The 16,964-nt window shown below is 73.0% G+C and carries 12 protein-coding genes; 9 read left to right on the forward strand and 3 right to left on the reverse strand.

Going from position 1 to position 16,964, the window contains the following annotated elements; translation table 11 throughout:
• Positions 1-340: 340 nt before the first annotated feature.
• A complete protein-coding gene (gene manB, locus QSK36_RS06225; protein WP_285781631.1) occupies positions 341-1,444 on the forward strand; it encodes a mannose-1-phosphate guanylyltransferase in 1,104 nt (367 codons plus the stop codon).
• 1 nt (position 1,445) lies between these two features.
• A complete protein-coding gene (locus QSK36_RS06230) occupies positions 1,446-2,417 on the forward strand; it encodes a DNA-3-methyladenine glycosylase family protein (protein WP_285781632.1) in 972 nt (323 codons plus the stop codon).
• Here QSK36_RS06230 and QSK36_RS06235 read toward each other — a convergent pair.
• Positions 2,402-2,833 carry a hypothetical protein gene (locus QSK36_RS06235; RefSeq protein WP_285781633.1) on the reverse strand — a complete coding sequence of 144 codons (432 nt, stop codon included), beginning with the start codon at positions 2,831-2,833 and terminating at the stop codon, positions 2,402-2,404. The two genes, QSK36_RS06230 and QSK36_RS06235, sit on opposite strands and share 16 nt — an antisense overlap.
• A gap of 146 nt (positions 2,834-2,979) precedes the next feature.
• Here QSK36_RS06235 and QSK36_RS06240 point away from each other — a divergent pair, with 146 nt between their 5' ends.
• The 3 genes from QSK36_RS06240 to QSK36_RS06250 all read left to right on the forward strand — a co-directional run bounded on the left by QSK36_RS06240 (position 2,980) and on the right by QSK36_RS06250 (position 7,626).
• The gene (locus tag QSK36_RS06240) at positions 2,980-5,604 is read left to right on the forward strand and encodes a bifunctional FO biosynthesis protein CofGH (protein WP_285781634.1); all 2,625 of its coding nucleotides are present in this window, start codon (positions 2,980-2,982) and stop codon (positions 5,602-5,604) included.
• Positions 5,605-5,717: 113 nt separating this feature from the next.
• Positions 5,718-7,481: a substrate-binding and VWA domain-containing protein gene (locus QSK36_RS06245; RefSeq protein WP_285781635.1), complete on the forward strand. Its 1,764-nt coding sequence runs from the start codon at positions 5,718-5,720 to the stop codon at positions 7,479-7,481.
• A 22-nt stretch (positions 7,482-7,503) separates the two neighbouring features.
• Positions 7,504-7,626 (forward strand): RICIN domain-containing protein, encoded by a 123-nt coding sequence (locus tag QSK36_RS06250; protein WP_285781636.1) that lies wholly within the window; start codon positions 7,504-7,506, stop codon positions 7,624-7,626.
• Between the two features lie 9 nt (positions 7,627-7,635).
• On the opposite strand, the gene QSK36_RS06255 is transcribed toward QSK36_RS06250, so the two are convergent.
• Positions 7,636-8,919 (reverse strand): coenzyme F420-0:L-glutamate ligase, encoded by a 1,284-nt coding sequence (locus tag QSK36_RS06255; protein WP_285781637.1) that lies wholly within the window; start codon positions 8,917-8,919, stop codon positions 7,636-7,638.
• A gap of 31 nt (positions 8,920-8,950) precedes the next feature.
• On the reverse strand, positions 8,951-9,889 hold the full coding sequence (gene cofD, locus QSK36_RS06260) for a 2-phospho-L-lactate transferase (RefSeq protein WP_183534701.1): 939 nt from the start codon (positions 9,887-9,889) through the stop codon (positions 8,951-8,953).
• A gap of 172 nt (positions 9,890-10,061) precedes the next feature.
• On the opposite strand from cofD, the gene QSK36_RS06265 reads away from it, so the two are divergent.
• The 4 genes from QSK36_RS06265 to QSK36_RS06280 all read left to right on the forward strand — a co-directional run bounded on the left by QSK36_RS06265 (position 10,062) and on the right by QSK36_RS06280 (position 16,964).
• A complete protein-coding gene (locus QSK36_RS06265) occupies positions 10,062-12,029 on the forward strand; it encodes a DUF4383 domain-containing protein (protein ID WP_285781638.1) in 1,968 nt (655 codons plus the stop codon).
• 192 nt (positions 12,030-12,221) lie between these two features.
• Positions 12,222-12,479: a WhiB family transcriptional regulator gene (locus QSK36_RS06270; protein WP_079313297.1), complete on the forward strand. Its 258-nt coding sequence runs from the start codon at positions 12,222-12,224 to the stop codon at positions 12,477-12,479.
• 154 nt (positions 12,480-12,633) lie between these two features.
• Positions 12,634-15,498, forward strand: coding sequence for a glycosyltransferase family 2 protein (locus tag QSK36_RS06275; protein WP_285781639.1), 2,865 nt, complete (start codon positions 12,634-12,636; stop codon positions 15,496-15,498).
• Entirely contained in the window at positions 15,495-16,964 is a 1,470-nt protein-coding gene (locus tag QSK36_RS06280) for a DUF5719 family protein (RefSeq protein WP_285781640.1), read from the forward strand. Before QSK36_RS06275 ends, QSK36_RS06280 begins: the two co-directional genes overlap by 4 nt.

Raw genomic sequence — 16,964 nt, forward strand, 5'->3', positions numbered from 1 at the left:
GTGCCATCAGAGTTGCCGATCAGTGACCGGATGGTTTCACTCCCAAGCAGGCGACCACTTCCGTGAGCTCCGAATCCAGGAAGAGCCGGAAGTGGTATCCACCCCGAGGCGTGTCGTCGACTTATCCCAGTGTGAGCCGAATGCCACCATACGCGCGAAGGGCATCGACAGCCCGATTTTTGGACGTCCGTTTTCACTGCTTATGTTGGGGCGAAATCATCCCTGGTGTTGCCCGGTTTGGGGTTCGCGAACGGAGATTCCGCGCCTGTCGTGAAACGTCCGCACAACGGTCGGCGGCGGCGAGCCATGCGGAGGGCCCGGCTAGGCTACCCTCGCGGCTGTGAGGGAGAGTTCTGTGCGGTCGCCGGATGGTCTTGAGGCGATCCTTCTCGTGGGCGGCCAGGGCACGCGTCTGCGACCGCTGACACTCAGCACGCCCAAGCCGCTGCTTCCGACGGCGGGGGTGCCCTTCCTCGCGCACCAGCTGGCCAAGGCGCGGGCGTACGGGGTGCGCCGGGTGGTCTTCGCGACGTCCTATCGGGCCTCCATGTTCGGCGAGGCGTTCGGGGACGGGTCGGGCTTCGGCCTGGAGATCGTCTACATGACCGAGGACACCCCGCTCGGCACCGGTGGCGCGATCCGCAACGCCGCGCGGGCGCTGACCTGCCCGCCCGAGGCGCCGGTGCTCGTGCTGAACGGCGACATCCTGTCGGGCCACGACATCGCGGCGCAGGTGGACCTGCACGTTTCACGGGGGGCCGCGGTGACCCTCCATCTCACGGAGGTGGACGACCCGTCGAGGTTCGGCTGCGTGCCGACCGACGACGACGGCCGGGTCAGCGCCTTCCTGGAGAAGACGCCCAATCCCGTGACGAACCGGATCAACGCCGGCTGCTACGTGTTCCAGCGCTCGGTCATCGACGCGATCCCCGAGGGCCAGGTGGTGTCGGTGGAGCGGGAGACCTTCCCCGGGCTGATCGCGGCCGGTGAGCTGGTGCTCGGCTACGCCGACGCGTCCTACTGGCTGGACGTGGGCACGCCGGCGGCGTTCGTGCAGGGCTCGGCCGACCTGGTGCGGGGCAAGCTCGGCTCGCCCGCGCTGCCGGGTCCGGTGGGCGAGAGCCTCCTGCTGGACGGGGCCGTCGTGTCGCCCGAGGCCAAGGTCACCGGTGGCACGGTAGTCGGCGCCCGGGCCACGGTCGAAGCCGGCGCGAGCGTACGCGGCAGCGTGCTGTCCGAGGGCTGCCACGTCGCGTCCGGCGCGACCGTCGTGGACTCGGTCGTCGGCGTCGGCGCCCGCGTCGCCTCCGGCGCCGTGCTGCGCCAGGTCGTCGTCGGCGACGGCGCGCTCATCGGCCCCGGCAACGAGCTCACCTCCGGTATACGCGTCTGGCCGGGGGTAAATCTGCCCGAGTGCGCGGTCCGCTTCTCCAGCGACGTCTGAAATGATCCGAACGGCTTCCACCGGACGGCGAAGCGAGCGGCACTGGCGGCCGTCGGCGCCGTTCGACCTCGCGCTGACGCTGTCGCCGCACCGGCACGGGGGAGGCGACCCGGCCTGGCGGCGTACCCCGGACGGGGCGATCTGGCGCACCTCGCGCACCCCCGAAGGGCCCGGCACCCTGCGCGTGACGGTGAGCGGCGGCGAGGTCCTCGGGCAGGCGTGGGGGCCGGGGGCGGACTGGCTGCTTGAGACGCTTCCGTCGCTGCTGGGCGCCGACGACGACGTGGCCGGCTTCGCTGCGACGCTCGCGCGGCTCACCCGCTCGGGCGATCCCCGGCAGGCCCGCGCCGCCGCGTTCGTCGCGGGACTGGCCGGCCGTGCCGGCGGGCTGCGGATCGGGCGCTCCCTGCGGGTCTTCGAGGCGCTCGCGCCCGCCGTGCTGGAGCAGAAGGTGGTCGGCAGGGAGGCGTGGCGGGCCTGGCGGTTCCTCATGGGCCGGTACGGCGAGCCGGCCCCCGGCCCGGCCCCCGAGGGCATGCACGTGATGCCGCCGCCGGAGGTGTGGCGGGCGATCCCGTCGTGGGACTGGCACCGGGCGGGCGCGGAGGCCGTACGGGCCAGGACGATCGTCAACGCGGCCCGGCACGCCGAGAAGCTGGAGCGCACCACGGAGGCGTCGGCGGAGGCGGACCGCCTGCTGCGGGCGCTGCCGGGCATCGGCGTGTGGACCTCCGCCGAGGTGCGCCAGCGGGCCCACGGCGACCCGGACGCCCCGAGCGTGGGCGACTTCCACCTGCCGGGGATCGTCGGCTACGCGCTGACCGGGCAGAAGACCGACGACGACGGCATGCTCGACCTGCTCGAGCCGTTCCGGGGACACCGCCACCGTGTGGTCCGGCTGATCGAGCTCAGCGGCGTCAGGCCGCCGGCGCGCGGCCCGCGCATGGCCCCGCGCGACTACCGGGCCTTCTGACCACGTCCGGTGCGCCGCGCGCCACCGGCCTCGTGTGTCTTCAGGTCCTGGTTGATCCCGCAGTGCTCGACCCCCGCGTGGCACTGCCCGCTGAGGGTGTTGGTGAAGACGCTGGCGCTCGACTCCTGCTGGAGGCCGGCGAACGCGAGGCTGATGTTGCCGGCGGGGGCGTTCACGTTGCGCCTGCCCATGGACACCTGCCGGGGGGCGCTGGCGATCGCGGGCGTGTTGGCCGTGTTGCGGCCGTCCGTGACCTGCTTGGCGTGGCCCTTGCCCGATCCGCCGCCGTGCCCGGCGTACGGCGCCGCGAACGCCTCGGCCGCCGGCGCCGACAACCCGATGACGAGCGTCGCGACGGCCAGCGACCGGACCCCTGAGGCTAGACAAAACGCCCCATTCGCCCCGATAACAGCCACCGAATTTCCCCCGTTCATCGATTTGGTCCCACCGCTAATACCCTCCGGCCGCAAACTGCCCGGCGGGCGTACGCCATGACTTCTCCCGTACGGGCGGCCGGGGGCTGGGTGCGCCGGACGGACCCACGCCTCATAGGGTGCGGCGTATGACGGCGAAGCGACCCCCGAACGTCAGCTCCGACAGCGGCACCCGCCGGGCACTCGCGCGGGCCAGGGACGGCAAGACCCTCGACCTCGCCGAGGCGGCGATCCTGCTGCGCGCCCGCGGCGACGACCTGGACGCCCTGCTCGCGCACGCCTCGCGGGTCAGGGACGCGGGACTGGAGGCAGCCGGACGGCCCGGCGTCATCACCTACAGCCGCAAGGTGTTCATCCCGCTGACCCGGCTGTGCCGGGACCGATGCGGCTACTGCACGTTCGCCACCGCGCCGCACAAGCTGCCCAGCGCCTTCCTGCCCCCGGACGAGGTGCTGGAGATCGCCCGCCAGGGCGCGGCGATGGGCTGCAAGGAGGCGCTGTTCACGCTCGGAGACCGGCCGGAGGACCGGTGGCACCAGGCGCGCGAGTGGCTCGACGCCCACGGGTACGACGACACGCTGTCGTACGTCCGGGCGATGGCCATCCGGGTGCTGGAGGAGACGGGGTTGCTGCCCCACCTCAACCCCGGCGTCCTGACCTGGAAGGACCTGCAGCGGCTCAAGCCGGTCGCGCCCTCGATGGGCATGATGCTGGAGACCACCTCACGGCGGCTGTTCACCGAGAAGGGCGAGGCCCACTACGGCTCTCCCGACAAGGACCCGGACGTACGGCTGCGCGTGCTGGAGGACGCCGGCCGCTCCAGCGTGCCGTTCACGACGGGCCTGCTGATCGGCATCGGCGAGACGATCGAGGAGCGAGCCGAGTCGATCTTCGCGATCCGCCGGGTGGCCAGGGAGTACGGCGGCATCCAGGAGGTCATCGTCCAGAACTTCCGCGCCAAGCCCGACACGGCCATGCGCGGGATGCCCGACGCCGACCTGCACGAACTGGCCGCGACGATCGCGGTGACGCGGCTCGTGCTCGGCCCGAAGGTTCGCGTGCAGGCGCCGCCCAACCTGATCGGCGAGGAGTACGCGCTGATGCTGCGGGCGGGCATCGACGACTGGGGCGGGGTGTCCCCGCTCACGCCCGACCACGTCAACCCCGAGCGCCCGTGGCCGCAGATCGACGACCTGGCGGCGCGGACCGCCACCGCCGGGTTCAGGCTGCGCGAGCGCCTCACGATCTATCCCGAGTATGTGCTCGCGGGGGAGCCGTGGCTCGACCCCCGGCTCACCGAGCACGTCGCGGCGCTGGCCGACCCCGCCACCGGGCTCGCGCGGGAGGACGCCGTGCTTGCGGGCCGTCCGTGGCAGGAGCCCGACGGCGGCCTCGTCACCGGCGGACGGGCCGACCTGCACACCGCCGTCGACGCCGAGGGCCGGACGGGCGACCGCCGCGCCGACTTCGACAGCGTGTACGGCGACTGGGACGCCCTGCGCGAGCGTCTGCCCAGCGGCGGACGAGACGGGGCCGTGAGGGCGGACGTGCGGGAGGCGCTGCGGCAGGCCGAGGCGGACCCGGCGCGGCTGACCGACGAGCAGGCGCTGACGCTGCTCGACCTCGCCGGGGACCAGTCGGGGGCGGGCGCCGACGACGCCGGCCTGGAGGAGCTGTGCCGGATCGCCGACGGGCTGCGCCGCGAGGCGGTGGGCGACGACGTCACCTACGTCGTCAACCGGAACATCAACTTCACCAACGTCTGCTACACCGGCTGCCGCTTCTGCGCGTTCGCCCAGCGGCGCACCGACGCCGACGCCTACACCCTGTCGCTGAGCGAGGTGGCCGACCGGGCGCAGGAGGCGTGGGAGGCCGGGGCGACCGAGGTGTGCATGCAGGGCGGCATCCACCCCGACCTGCCCGGCACGGCTTATTTCGACATCGCCCGCGCGGTGAAGGAACGCTGCCCCGAGATCCACGTGCACGCGTTCTCGCCGATGGAGGTCGTCAACGGCGCGAGCCGTACGAACCTGTCGGTCGAGGAGTGGCTGCACGCGGCGCGGGAGGCGGGGGTCGACTCGCTGCCCGGCACGGCCGCCGAGATCCTCGACGACGACGTGCGGTGGGTGCTGACCAAGGGCAAGCTGCCCGCCCGGGAGTGGATCGAGGTCATCACCACCGCCCACCGGGTCGGCGTCCCGACGACCTCGACCATGATGTACGGCCACGTGGACACCCACGAGCACTGGGTGCGCCACATCCGGCTGATCCGTTCGATCCAGGAGGAGACGGGCGGGTTCAGCGAGTTCGTGCTGCTGCCGTTCGTGCACCACAGCGCCCCGATCTACCTGGCGGGGATCGCCAGGCCGGGGCCGACCGCGCGGGAGAACCGGGCCGTCCACGCGCTGGCGCGGATCATGCTGCACGGCGCGATCCGCAACATCCAGTGCTCCTGGGTGAAGCTGCGCGACGACCTGTGCCGGGACGTGCTCGCCGGAGGCGTGAACGACCTCGGCGGCACGCTCATGGAGGAGACGATCAGCCGGATGGCCGGCTCGGAGAACGGCTCCTACAAGACGATCAGCGAGATCGCGGCCATGGTCGCGCCGACCGGCCGTCCGCTGCGCCAGCGCACCACGTCGTACGGCCGGCCGAGCGAGGAGCGGGCCGAGGCGGCCCGGCGCAGCGACGGGGTGTGCCAGTCGGTCCGCGGGCCGCTGCTCACGGTCTCGCCCGTCGTGCGTCGGGAGTAATTGGACGCGCTGTATATAACAAGTTCTATTTCGCTCTTGCGCCGCACGCGGGGGGGATGGGCAGAATCACAATGCCGCTGCACCGGTCATGAGAACTGGGAAGGACCCGCACCGTGCCGTCCGGTCGTCACCGCGCCGCCTTCGCCGTCGAGCGGCGCCGCAGGCAGGCCAGGTGGAAGGGCATGGTCGCGGCCCTGGCGGCCGTGGCGATCGTCGCGGCGGGGGGCGTCCTGTTCCTCACGCGCTCGACGGGAACGTGTTCCGCCCGGGATCCGATCCTCGTGAGCGTCGCGGCCGCCGTGGACGTCGCGCCGCCGGTGATGGACGCGGCCGGGCGGTTCAACGCCTCCGGCGCGGGGGTGGAGGGACGGTGCGTCCAGGTCCAGGTGGCCGAGCAGCCCCCGGCGCCGGTGCTCCGCACGCTGATCGGCGACCGGGCCGGCGTCCTGCCCGATCGCCCGGACGGATGGATCGCCGACTCCTCCGTGTGGGTGCGGCTGGCCCGCAAGCAGGGCGGGCAGGACATCGCCGCAGACGAGACCGTGGTCGCGACCTCCCCGCTGGTCTTCGCCACCCGGCGCTCGCTCGCCGAGAGGTTCGCCGCCGGGGGGACGGCCATGAGCTGGGACATGGTCTTTCCCGCCACGGTGCGGGGACGCCTCCAGCCCACCGAGCACGAGCCGGACATCGTCCGCATCCCCGACCCGTCGGTCTCGGGGGCGGGGATCGCGACCGTCGCGGCGGCCCGTGACATCGTCGGCACGGGCGAGAAGGCCGACCGCGACCTCACGGCCTTCGTGCGCATGGCGCAGTCGGGATCGGCCCCCGACTACCGCAGCATGCTCGGCGCGGTGGACGCCCCCGGATTCTGGTCGCGTCCCGTGGTGATCGTCCCCGAGCAGTCGGTGTGGGCGCACAACCGCGGGAGCGGCGCGGAGCCCGTGGTCGCCCTCCCGCCCAAGGAGGGCACGATCAACCTCGACTATCCGTACGTCGTGACGGCCGCGGACCCCGACCGGGCCGCGGCCTCGCGGCTGTTCGCGGCATGGCTGCGGTCGGCGGCGACGCAGGAGGCCGTGCGGAAGGCCGGGTTCCGCGGCGCCGACGGGCAGCCGCCGTTCGACAGCGGTGCGGGCATCTCGACCGAGCTGCCGCGCCCGCGGCCGTCGATCACGGCCGAGGTGATCGACGAGGCGCTGGAGGCGTGGAGCAGGCTGGCCCCGCCGAGCCGGCTCCTCGTGCTGGCCGACGTGTCGAAGGAGAACGCCGAGCCGATCGACGGGCCGAAGGGCGCGGGCGGGAAGACCCGGCTGGACGTCGCGGTCGAGGCGGCCAAGCTCGGCCTGCAGCTGTTCCCGAACGAGACCCACATGGGCCTGTGGGAGTTCGCCCGCGACCTGAAGGACGGCGCGGACCATCGCGAACTCGTCGGCCTCGGCCCGATCACCAAGCCCGACGACGGCCAGGAGGAGATCCGCAGGACCGCCCTGTTCCGGGTGGCCGACGGCATCAAGGCGCTCGGCGACCGCAGCAGCTCGCTGTACGACGCGATCGACGCGGGCTTCCGGTCGGTGTCGAAGGGCTACGACCCCCTCATGAGCAACGCCCTGCTCGTGCTCACCGCGGGCGTGGACGACGGGAAGGGCGTCTCGCGGCGCGACCTCGTCAACAAGCTGCGCAAGGAGTGGGACCCGGACAAGCCGGTGCAGATCATCGTGGTCGCGTTCGGCAAGGCCGCCGACCGGCAGGCGCTCGGCGAGATCGTCTCGGCCACCAACGGGCAGCTCTACGTGGCCCAGGAGCCGGGCCAGATCATCGACGTGTTCCTGTCGGCGCTGGCCCGGCGGCTGTGCCACCCGACTTGCTCGAATCGCTGAAAAGCACAACCACTTCACCACGATGAACGCGAAGACCGGGCTGTGCCTGGCCATCGGCAAGGGGGAGGTCCGCAAGGGGAAGAAGGCCATCCAGTGGACCTGCAACACCCTCGCGGACCAGGAGTGGTACATGGAGCGGCAGTGATTCCGGCGCTCACCTCGTGACGTGGAAGTCGGCCGGGTCGCGCGGCGGCCGGTCCTTCGGCGGCGCGGCGGGATGGCCGATGGCCACGGCGCCCATCGGGTCCCAGTTCTGCGGCAGGTCGAGCACCTTGCGCACCACGTCACGGCAGAACATCGTGGACGACACCCACGCCGAGCCCAGCCCCTGCACGGCGAGCTGGACCAGGAAGTTCTGCACGCCGGCGCCGGTGGCCACCACGAACATCTCCCGCTCGGCGGCGTTCCTGCGCTCGTCCCTGTAGGTGTGCGAGCCGTCCATCACCAGGCACGGCACCGCCAGGTAGGGCGCGTTCCGCAGCACGTCGCCGCGCCGGATCCGCCGGGCGATCGACTCCTCGGAGAAGCCGTCGGAGCGCAGGTCCTCGATCCAGGCGTCCCGCATCGCGTCGAGCAGTTCCGTACGCGCCCGCGGGGTCTCCAGCAGCACGAACCGCCACGGTGTGGTGTGGTGTGGGGCGGGCGCGGCGACGGCGGCGGCCACGGCCCGCCGTACGGCCGCGGGGTCCACCTCGGCGGCGGAGAACTCCCGGATCGTGCGGCGGGCGAAGACGACGTCGGCCGAGCCGTACCGGAACATGTCCTCGTCGGCGGGGCGGACGAGGACCCGCCCACCCGGGCCGTCCTCGTCGGTCACCAGGTCGCCCAGCCCTCGGACGACGGCCACCGGAACGCCGGACAGCTTGCCCTTCGCCAGGTCGCCCGCCGCCGCGATCTCGTCGGCCAGCGCCGTGACGGTGGCGTTGAGCGGGTTGCCGTAGCCGTCGGTGCCGCCGCGCAGGTCCTCCAGGGGCCGCACGCCGGCCGCGCCGACGGCGACGTCGGTCAGGCCGTGCCGCCAGGGCCGGCCGAAGGTGTCGGAGACGATCACCCCGGCCCGCACGCCGAGCCGCTCGCGCAGCCCCCTGCGGATCCGGCCCGCCGAGGCGTCCGGGTCCTCGGGCAGCAGCAGCACGGTGCCGGGGGAGGTGTTGGAGGCGTCGACGCCGGCCGCGGCCATCACGAAGCCGTGCCGCGTCTGCGCGATGACCGTGTCCCCGCGCCGCGCGACCACGCGCTCGGTCTCCTCCTCGATCGCGGCCGTACGGCTGCCGTCCTGGCGGACGCGGCCTTCGGCCTTGCTCACGATCTTGGAGGTCACGACCAGGATGTCGCCGTCCCGGAGGTCGGGCGCGGCCTGCGCCACGAGCAGGGCGATGTCGTCGCCGGGACGCACCTCGGGCAGGCCGGGCACGCCGCTGACAGTGATCTGGGGCATGGGCTCCTCTGACATCTGTTCTGGCATCGGTTCAGGACGCGAGGGATCGGGCCAGGGCGAGGGCCGCGGCGGCGATGTCCCTCGTGGCCTCGGGGTCGCTCATCAGGAGCGGGCGGGCCTCGACCACCACGCCGTCGAGCGCCACGCCCTTGTCCTCCTCGGCCACGAGCCAGCCGTCGAGCAACGCGGAGCCGTACAGCTCCAGGACGGCCTGGGCGCTCGTCTCGACGCCGATCGCCGTCAGGCAGGCGTCGGCCATGCCGCGCACCGGCGCGCCGCCGATGATGGGGGAGACGCCGACGACCGTCTTGTCCTCCAGGGCCGCCCGGATGCCCGGGATCTGGAGGATCGTGCCGATGCTGACGACCGGGTTCGACGGCGGGAGGATGACGACATCCGCCGCCGCGACGGCGTCGAGCACGCCGGGCGCGGGGCGGGCCTCGTCCGCGCCGACGAGCACGATCTGCTCGGCCGGCACGGAGGCGCGCAGCCGCACCCACCACTCCTGGAAGTGGACGGCCCTCCTGCCGGCCTCGTCGGAGACGACCACGTGGGTCTCGGTGCGGTCGTCCGACATCGGCAGCAGCCGCACCCCTGGCCGCCACCGGTCGCACAGGGCCTCGGTCACCTGAGAGAGCGGATAACCGGCCGCCAGCATCTGGCTGCGGATGATGTGGGTGGCGAAGTCCCGGTCGCCGAGGCCGAACCACTGCGGCTCCATGCCGTACGCGGCGAGCTCCTCCTTCACCGTGAACGTTTCAGCGGCCCGCCCCCAGCCCTGTTCCTCGTTGATGCCGCCGCCCAGCGTGTACATGACCGTGTCGAGGTCTGGGCACACGCGCAGGCCGAAGAGGGTGATGTCGTCGCCGGTGTTGCCGATCACGGTGATCTCGGAATCGGGGGCCGCCGCCTTGAGACCTCGGAGGAACCGGGCGCCGCCGATTCCTCCGGCGAGGGACACGATGCGCATGCCGCCAGTCTTCCACCGGCCGCCCGAGGGATCGCCGACACCCACCCCAGGAACGGGATGAACGCCGATATGTAGGGTGTGTTTGGCTTGTGAGGTTCTTGGGTCTGCCGACGCTTAAGTCAGACATGTGCAAAACTTCCCCCGAGTGCCGTTTGGACCGATGGGGGTAGTCGTGCTCAAGGTCGATACCGGCCGGCTCCGCGAGCCGGCCGCGTGGACGATGCTCGCGGTGGTGATCACCAGCGTCCTCGTCAGCATCGCGCGCATGCTGATCGGCTCCTCGCTGAGCAGCACGTTCGGCGTTCGCGCGGCGGCGAGCCTGTACTCCCTCGTGTCCCCGGTCTCGACCGCGCTCGCGTTCGGCGCCGTGCTGCTCGTCGCCAAGGCCGGCGCGCCCACCCCCCGGGCTCGCCTGGTGGCGCTCGGCGCGGCCGGATCGCTCGGTCTCGGCATCGTCTTCGGCGTGATCGGTGTGCTGGGCGTGCTCGTGGGCGACCTGGCCACGTTCCGCGACCGGTTCGAATACCTGATCACCGGACTGCCGATGGTCGCGCTCGCCGTCTTCGGCACGCTGTTCGCGCTGAGCACGGCATCGGCGCTCCAGCCCGCCAGGGAACCGGCGGGCGACTACTTCGGCAGGCGCGAGGACGCCTACCCGCCCCAGTCGTACGCTCCGGCGCTGCCGCAGGGCCCGCAAGGCCCTCACGGCCCGCAGGGTCCTCACGCGCCGCAGGGGTACGGCGAGGTTCCCGGATCGGCAGGTGCGGGCGCGCCGGCCCACAGCCCCAACCCCGGCCCGGTGCCAGGCCAGCAGGTGCCAGCTCAGCAGGTACCAGGTCAGCAGGTACCAGGTCAGCAGGTTCCCGGTCAGCAGCAGTTCGGCCACCCCGCCCCGGGCGACCCGCAGAACAACCCCCTGCCCGGGCAGAACGTCCCCCAGACCCCGCCGCAGAACGTCCCGCACCCCGGCCAGTACGACGCCCCCCACCAGGGTCAGCCCCAGGGCCAGCCGCAGGGGTCCGCGTACGGGCAGAGCGCGCCGGCGCCGGCCCAGCCCCAGCTGCCGCCCGCCGAGCACCGCTACGCCGAGCACCAGCAGTACGCCCAGGAGCGGCAGTACGGCCAGGACCAGTACGCGCAGGACCAGTACGCCCAGGATCGGGGCCAGGGAGCCTTCGGCCAGGAGCGGCCCCAGGACGTCTATAGCCAGGAATACGAGCCGCAGCCCTCCTACAGTCCCGCCCCGACCGCCCCGCAGCCCCCGCCGTTCGGACAGCCGGGCGCCCCGGCTCCCGCCCCCGCTTCCTCTCCGGCTTCCGCTCTGGGCCCCGGCCACGGACAGGCGCAGCAGCAGCCCCGGCCGTCGCTGCAGGACGTCCAGACCGGCGCGCACTACCCCGACTACGGCTACGGCGCTCAGCCCGAGGTGGCGGCGCCCCAGCGGCCCGACTACTCCCCGCCGCCGCAGGGCCCGGTGTTCGACCAGTACGGCTACGCGGGCCAGCAGACGGACTCCGGTGGCTACGGGCAGTTCCCGAGCGCTCCCCCCACCGCGCCCGATGCCCCCGCCGCCCCCGACCCCCGCGGTTACGGCCAGCCCTCCTCCTACAGCCCGGCCCCCGAGGCCAGGCCGTACGAGCAGGACCAGCCGTACGGACAGGGTTCGCCGTTCTCCGGCTACTCGGGCCAGGCGTACGCACGCCAGGCCGCCGAGCCCACGGCCGGCGGCCCGGCCTTCGACGCTCCCCCCGCGTACGAAGGCCCGGCCGACCCGAGGGAGCAGCAGCTCGCGCAGGCCTACCAGCAGGCGCAGAGCTACCAGAAGGGCGCCCTGCCCGACCACCCCACCGGTCCGCAGGACATGCCGGAGTACTACGACAACCCGCTCGGCCACCCCCAGTCCGAGCCCGCGCCGTTCCAGCCCCCGGCGCCCGGCCCCGCCGACCAGACGCTCCGCTTCGACCCCTCCGGCTACACGGGAGACCCGCTCAGCGACCCCCTGCGCAGGGAGGAGCCGCTCGACCCGACGGCCATCTACACGCCGGATCGGTCGCAGGCAAAGTATGAGGAAGGTTCCGCCCCCGATCAGGCAGGCCGCGGAACCGACCCCAACCTCCCTTGGTATGGTTCCGAACGCTGATAGGACCGTAGATCGGGGCGTACGAACCGGGGCGAGCAGGTCTTTCCCCGGGTATCGTTATGCCGCTTGACGCCACACACGCCACGCGCGTGTAATTACAGACATGTTGTTACGCCTTCCCAAGGGTGGGTATAGGGCAGGCGTTTTTATGGGGGGCTCCATGTGGGCGGGCGAGCGACAGGGAGGTGTGCAATGACCGATCTGGTCATGGCACAGGCGCTCGATGGTGAAGATCTTGGGTGGCAGGAGCGCGCTTTGTGTGCGCAGACCGATCCTGAGGCGTTCTTTCCTGAAAAGGGCGGTTCCACCAGGGAAGCAAAGAAGGTGTGCCGTTCGTGTGAGGTGCGCGCCGAGTGCCTTGAATACGCGCTTCAGCATGATGAGCGTTTCGGCATCTGGGGCGGCCTGTCCGAGCGGGAAAGGCGCAAGATCAAGCGCCAGGCCGTCTGACGACGACGCCGACGGGGCCGTGCGTTCGTGCGCGCGGCCCCGCACTCATGTCTGGGTTGCTGCTGACATCCTGTTTCGCCTGGATGTGATCGGGTGAGTCCGGGTTGCCGTATCGTGGTCGGCGCTCAGCCGTACGACCCCCCTAGGACTCGACGTGCACTCGGTGACCGCGATCGTCGTCGCCCACGACGGCGCCCGCTGGCTCAAGGAGACGCTGGCGGCGGTGCTGCGCCAGACCCGGCCTCTCGACCGTGTCGTCGGCGTCGACAACGGCAGCCGTGACGGCAGCGGGACGCTGCTGACCGAGGCTTTCGGCTCGGGCAACGTGCTGACCCTGCCCCGGTCCACCGGGTTCGGCGAGGCCGTCCACGAGGTGCTGCGGCGGCTGCCGCCCGCGCCCGGCCAGGAATGGGTCTGGCTGCTCCACGACGACTGCGTGCCCGACGCGCACGCGCTGCAGGCCCTGCTGTGGGCCGCCGAGCAGGATCCCAAGGCCGCCATCCTCGGCCCCAAACTGCGCGACTGGCTCGACCGGCGGGTGCTGCTCGAGATGGGCGTGACCGTCAGCAGGTCGGGACGGCGCGACACCGGCCTGGAGCCGAGGGAGTACGACCAGGGCCAGCACGATGGGATCGCCGACGTCCTGTCGGTCTCCACGGCCGGCATGCTCATCCGCAGGGACGTATGGGATGAGCTGTCCGGCCTCGACACCGCGCTGCCGCTGTTCCGCGACGACCTCGACCTGTGCTGGCGGGCCCGTACGGCCGGGCACCGCGTGCTGAACGTGAGCGACGCGGTGGCCTGGCACGCCGAGGCGTCGGCGCGGCGGCGCCGCAGGATCGCCACCAGCGAGGAGCACCCGCGCAGGCTCGACCGGCGCAACGGCCTGTTCGTCCTGATGGCGAACCTGCCGTTCGGCGCGCTCGTGCGGTCGGTGCTGCGCAACGTCTTCGGGTCCGCGCTGCGGGCCCTGCTGCTCCTGCTGGCCAAGCAGCCGGCCAACGCCCTCGACGAACTGGCCGCGCTCGGCTCGGTCCTCGGCCATCCGCTGCGCCTGCGGCGGGCCCGTAAGGCCAGGAAGAAGGGCAGGAAGCAGGGCTGGCCCGCGATCCGGCGCAAGCTCTCCCCGCCGGGCGCCGCGTTTCGGCGGCTGGCCGACATGGTGCAGGGCTTCCTCGCCGGAGCCGGCCCGGTGGATTCGGCGGGCCGCCACCACGCGGCCGCGGACAGCGCCCAGGAGGACGACGGCGACGAACTGCTGACCGACTCGGGCGGCGTCCAGCGCGTGTTCAGCAGCCCGGGCGTGGTGCTCTGCCTGATCCTGGCGGTGATCACGCTGGCTGCCGAAAGGACGCTGCTGCCCGGGCTCCTGTCCTCCGACGGACACCTGGGCGGCGGGGCTCTGGTGCCGGTCACCGGGGGCGCGTCCGACCTGTGGCGGCTCTACATCGAAGACCACCACGCCGCCGGGCTCGGATCGCAGACCTGGGCCCCGCCGTACGTCGCCGTGCTGGCCGGGCTGTCGGCGGTCGCGCTGGGCAAGACGTGGCTGGCCGTGGCCGTGGTGCTGCTCGGCTGCGTGCCGCTTGCCGGAATCTCGGCGTACGCGGCGACCAAGCGGATGATCTCGTACACGCCCGCGCGGGTGTGGCTGGCCGCCACCTACGCCCTGCTGCCGGTCACGACGGGCGTGGTGGCGGGCGGGCGGCTCGGCACCGCGATCGTGATCGTGCTGCTGCCCGTCTACGCGGCGCTCGCCACGCGGGTGATCGCCGGGTCGCGGCGGGCGGCCTGGGGCTTCGGCCTGCTCCTGACCGTGGGCACGGCCTTCGTCCCGCTCGTGTACGTGCTGGTGGCGATCCTCGGCGGGCTCGCCGCGGTGTCGTTCGGAGGCATTCGCAGGGGCGTCAGGCGGTCGCTCGTGATCGGCCTCGGCACCCCGGTCGTCCTGCTGTTCCCGTGGCTGATGCAGATCGCCAGGGAGCCGGGACGGATCCTGCTCGAGTCCGGCCTGCACGACGGCCGCCTCACCGCCCCCCGCCTCGGCGCCGACTCCCTGCTCATGCTGAGCCCCGGCGGGCCGGGGGTGCCGCCCGTGTGGGCGACGGCGGGCCTGATCGCGGTCGCACTGGCCGCGCTGCTGCTGCGGCGTCACCAGATGATCGTCGCCATCGGCTGGGGCGTCATGCTCTTCGGACTCCTGGTGGCGATCGTGGTCAGCCGGGTCGACGACGCGTGGCCGGGGGTGCCGCTGGCGTTCGCGGCGACGGGCCTGCTGGTGGCGGCGGGGCACCAGGCGCACCGGATCGCCGAGTTCCGCGCCGGGGGCGGGCTGCGCCGCCTGGGCGTGATGCTGATCGTCGTGGTCGCCTTCGCGACCCCGCTCGCCGCCGCCGCGCTGTGGGTGACCAGAGGCGCGCAGGACCCGCTGCGAAGCGACCTGAGCGACCCGGTGCCGGTGCTCGCCGCGCTCCAGTCGGCGCCCGGCGAGGGCACGCTCCTGCTGCGTCCCAGGGACGGCAGGGTCGGCTACACGCTGATGCGCGGCCGGGGCCCGCTGATCGGCGAGTCCGACCTCGAACCGCCCCGGGAGGCGACCGACCGTTTCACGACCGCGGTCGCCGGGCTCGCCTCGGGCCGGGGCAGCACGTACGTCCAGACGCTCGCGTCGTTTGGGGTTCGCTTCGTGACGGTGCCGGGCGCCGTCGACCCCGCCCTGCAACGGGCGCTCGACTCGCAGCCCGCCCTGGTCAGGGTGAGCCTCTCGGAGACGGGCGGCCTGTGGCGCGTGGCCGGCCAGGTGACGGTGCCCCCGCCGCCGGCGACCGCGGGCGCGCTGCACCGGGGCTGGCTGTGGGCCCAGGGCGCGCTGCTCGTGCTCGTGCTGATCCTGGCCTCGCCCGGGGCCCGTACGAAGGAGCCGGACGTCGACTACGCCGACGCGCCCGTCGAGGAGGGGCCGCGGGGCCGCCGCCGGGCGAAGGATGGCAAGGGCAGGAAAGATCGGGTGCCCGCGTGAGGAGACTGATCGAGAACCGCTTCGGCCTGCTCGCCCTGGTGCTGGTCGCGCTGGGCGCGTTGTACGGCGTGGCCTTCGTCAGCCGGCCCGCGCCGGCCGCGCAGGTGCGTCCGCAGGCCGTCAGGGCGCCGGTGGAGTCGGTGACCGCCGTGTGCCCCGCGCCGTCCGGCAGCCGGGTGAGCGTGGTGACCCCCGCCCAGGAACAGCAGAGCCAGGAACAGCAGAACCAGGGGCCGGGCAGCGCCACCCTGTCGGCGATCAAAACTCCGGAGGAGAAGGCCGGCGGCAAGGACGACGTGATCGACCGGCCGGGCCTGCTGTGGCAGCGCGAGATCGCCGCCGGGGGCGGCCCGCTCGTGGTCGACGCCACCGGTTCGATGGCCGCCGGGCTGGAGAGCGCCCAGACCGCCAGGGAGACGTCGGGCGCCCAGCGGGGGCTCGCCGGGGTGCGGTGCGTCGAGCCGGGCGCGGAGAGCTGGTTCGTCGGGCCGGGGCCGGCCGCGGCGGAGATGACCCTCTACCTCGCCAACCCCGACGCGGCCCCGGCCGTCGTCTCGTTCATGGTCTACTCCGGGGAAGGCCCGGTGCTGAGCGAGCGCGGCAACGGCGTCGTCGTCAAGCCCGGCCAGCACCGCGTGATCAGGCTGCGCGACCTCGCGCCCTCCCCGCTGATCATGGCCCTGCAGGTGAGCACGCGCAGCGGCCGGGTGGCCGCCGCGGTCAAGGCCGTGCTGGGTGAGGGCAGGGGCGTCGACTGGCTGCCCGTCGCCGCAGCCCCCGCCACCCGGGTCGTCGTCCCCGGCATCCCCGGCACCGCCGGCCAGCGGGAGCTGTACGTCGCCACGCCGGGGGAGCGGGACACGGTCGTGCGGATCAGAGCAGTGCTGGAGGACGGCTCCTACGCGCTGAAGAACAAGGAGACGATCGAGGTGCCGGCCGGATCGGCGGCCTCGCTCGACCTGTCCACCGGGATCGGCGGGCAGCCGGCCGCGCTGGTGCTGGAGTCCGACGTCCCGATCGTGGCGGGCCTCAAGATCACCGGAACGGGGGCGCGGCAGGACGTCGCCTTCACGGCCGGCGCCGCCTCCGTCGACCTCGGCAGCGTCGTCGCGGACGGCCGGGCGGAAGGCAAGCAGACCTCCTGGCTGGTGCTGTCGGCGCCCTCCTCGGCGGCCACCGTGGAGGTCCGGCTGGTGCCCACGAAGGGTGAGGCGCCGGCCCCGGTCGAGGTGAAGCTGCCCGCCGCCCGCACCAAGGAGCTCAGGCTCGCGCCGCCGAAGGGAAGCAAGGGCGGCTTCAGCGTCGTCGTACGGCCGATGCCGGGCTCGGGGCCCGTGTACGGCGGGCGCGTCCTCGACGAGGCGGCCAAGGACGGCCAGCTGCTCACCGCGCAGCCGCTGGCCATGGCCAGGACCTGGGCGCTGGTGCCCCCGACCGTCGACGCGCCGGGCGCCGTGCTGCCCTGA

The organism is Microbispora sp. NBRC 16548, assembly GCF_030268985.1.
GTDB classification, from domain to species: Bacteria; Actinomycetota; Actinomycetes; order Streptosporangiales; family Streptosporangiaceae; genus Microbispora; species Microbispora catharanthi.

Bases quoted from the DNA above. Each gene is read 5' to 3' on its own strand.
- QSK36_RS06230 (WP_285781632.1), top strand. From the start codon at position 1,446: ATGATCCGAACGGCTTCCACCGGACGGCGAAGCGAGCGGCACTGGCGG.
- QSK36_RS06240 (WP_285781634.1), top strand. From the start codon at position 2,980: ATGACGGCGAAGCGACCCCCGAACGTCAGCTCCGACAGCGGCACCCGC.
- QSK36_RS06250 (WP_285781636.1), top strand. From the start codon at position 7,504: ATGAACGCGAAGACCGGGCTGTGCCTGGCCATCGGCAAGGGGGAGGTC.
- QSK36_RS06255 (WP_285781637.1), bottom strand. From the start codon at position 8,919: ATGCCCCAGATCACTGTCAGCGGCGTGCCCGGCCTGCCCGAGGTGCGT.
- cofD (WP_183534701.1), bottom strand. From the start codon at position 9,889: ATGCGCATCGTGTCCCTCGCCGGAGGAATCGGCGGCGCCCGGTTCCTC.
- QSK36_RS06270 (WP_079313297.1), top strand. From the start codon at position 12,222: ATGACCGATCTGGTCATGGCACAGGCGCTCGATGGTGAAGATCTTGGG.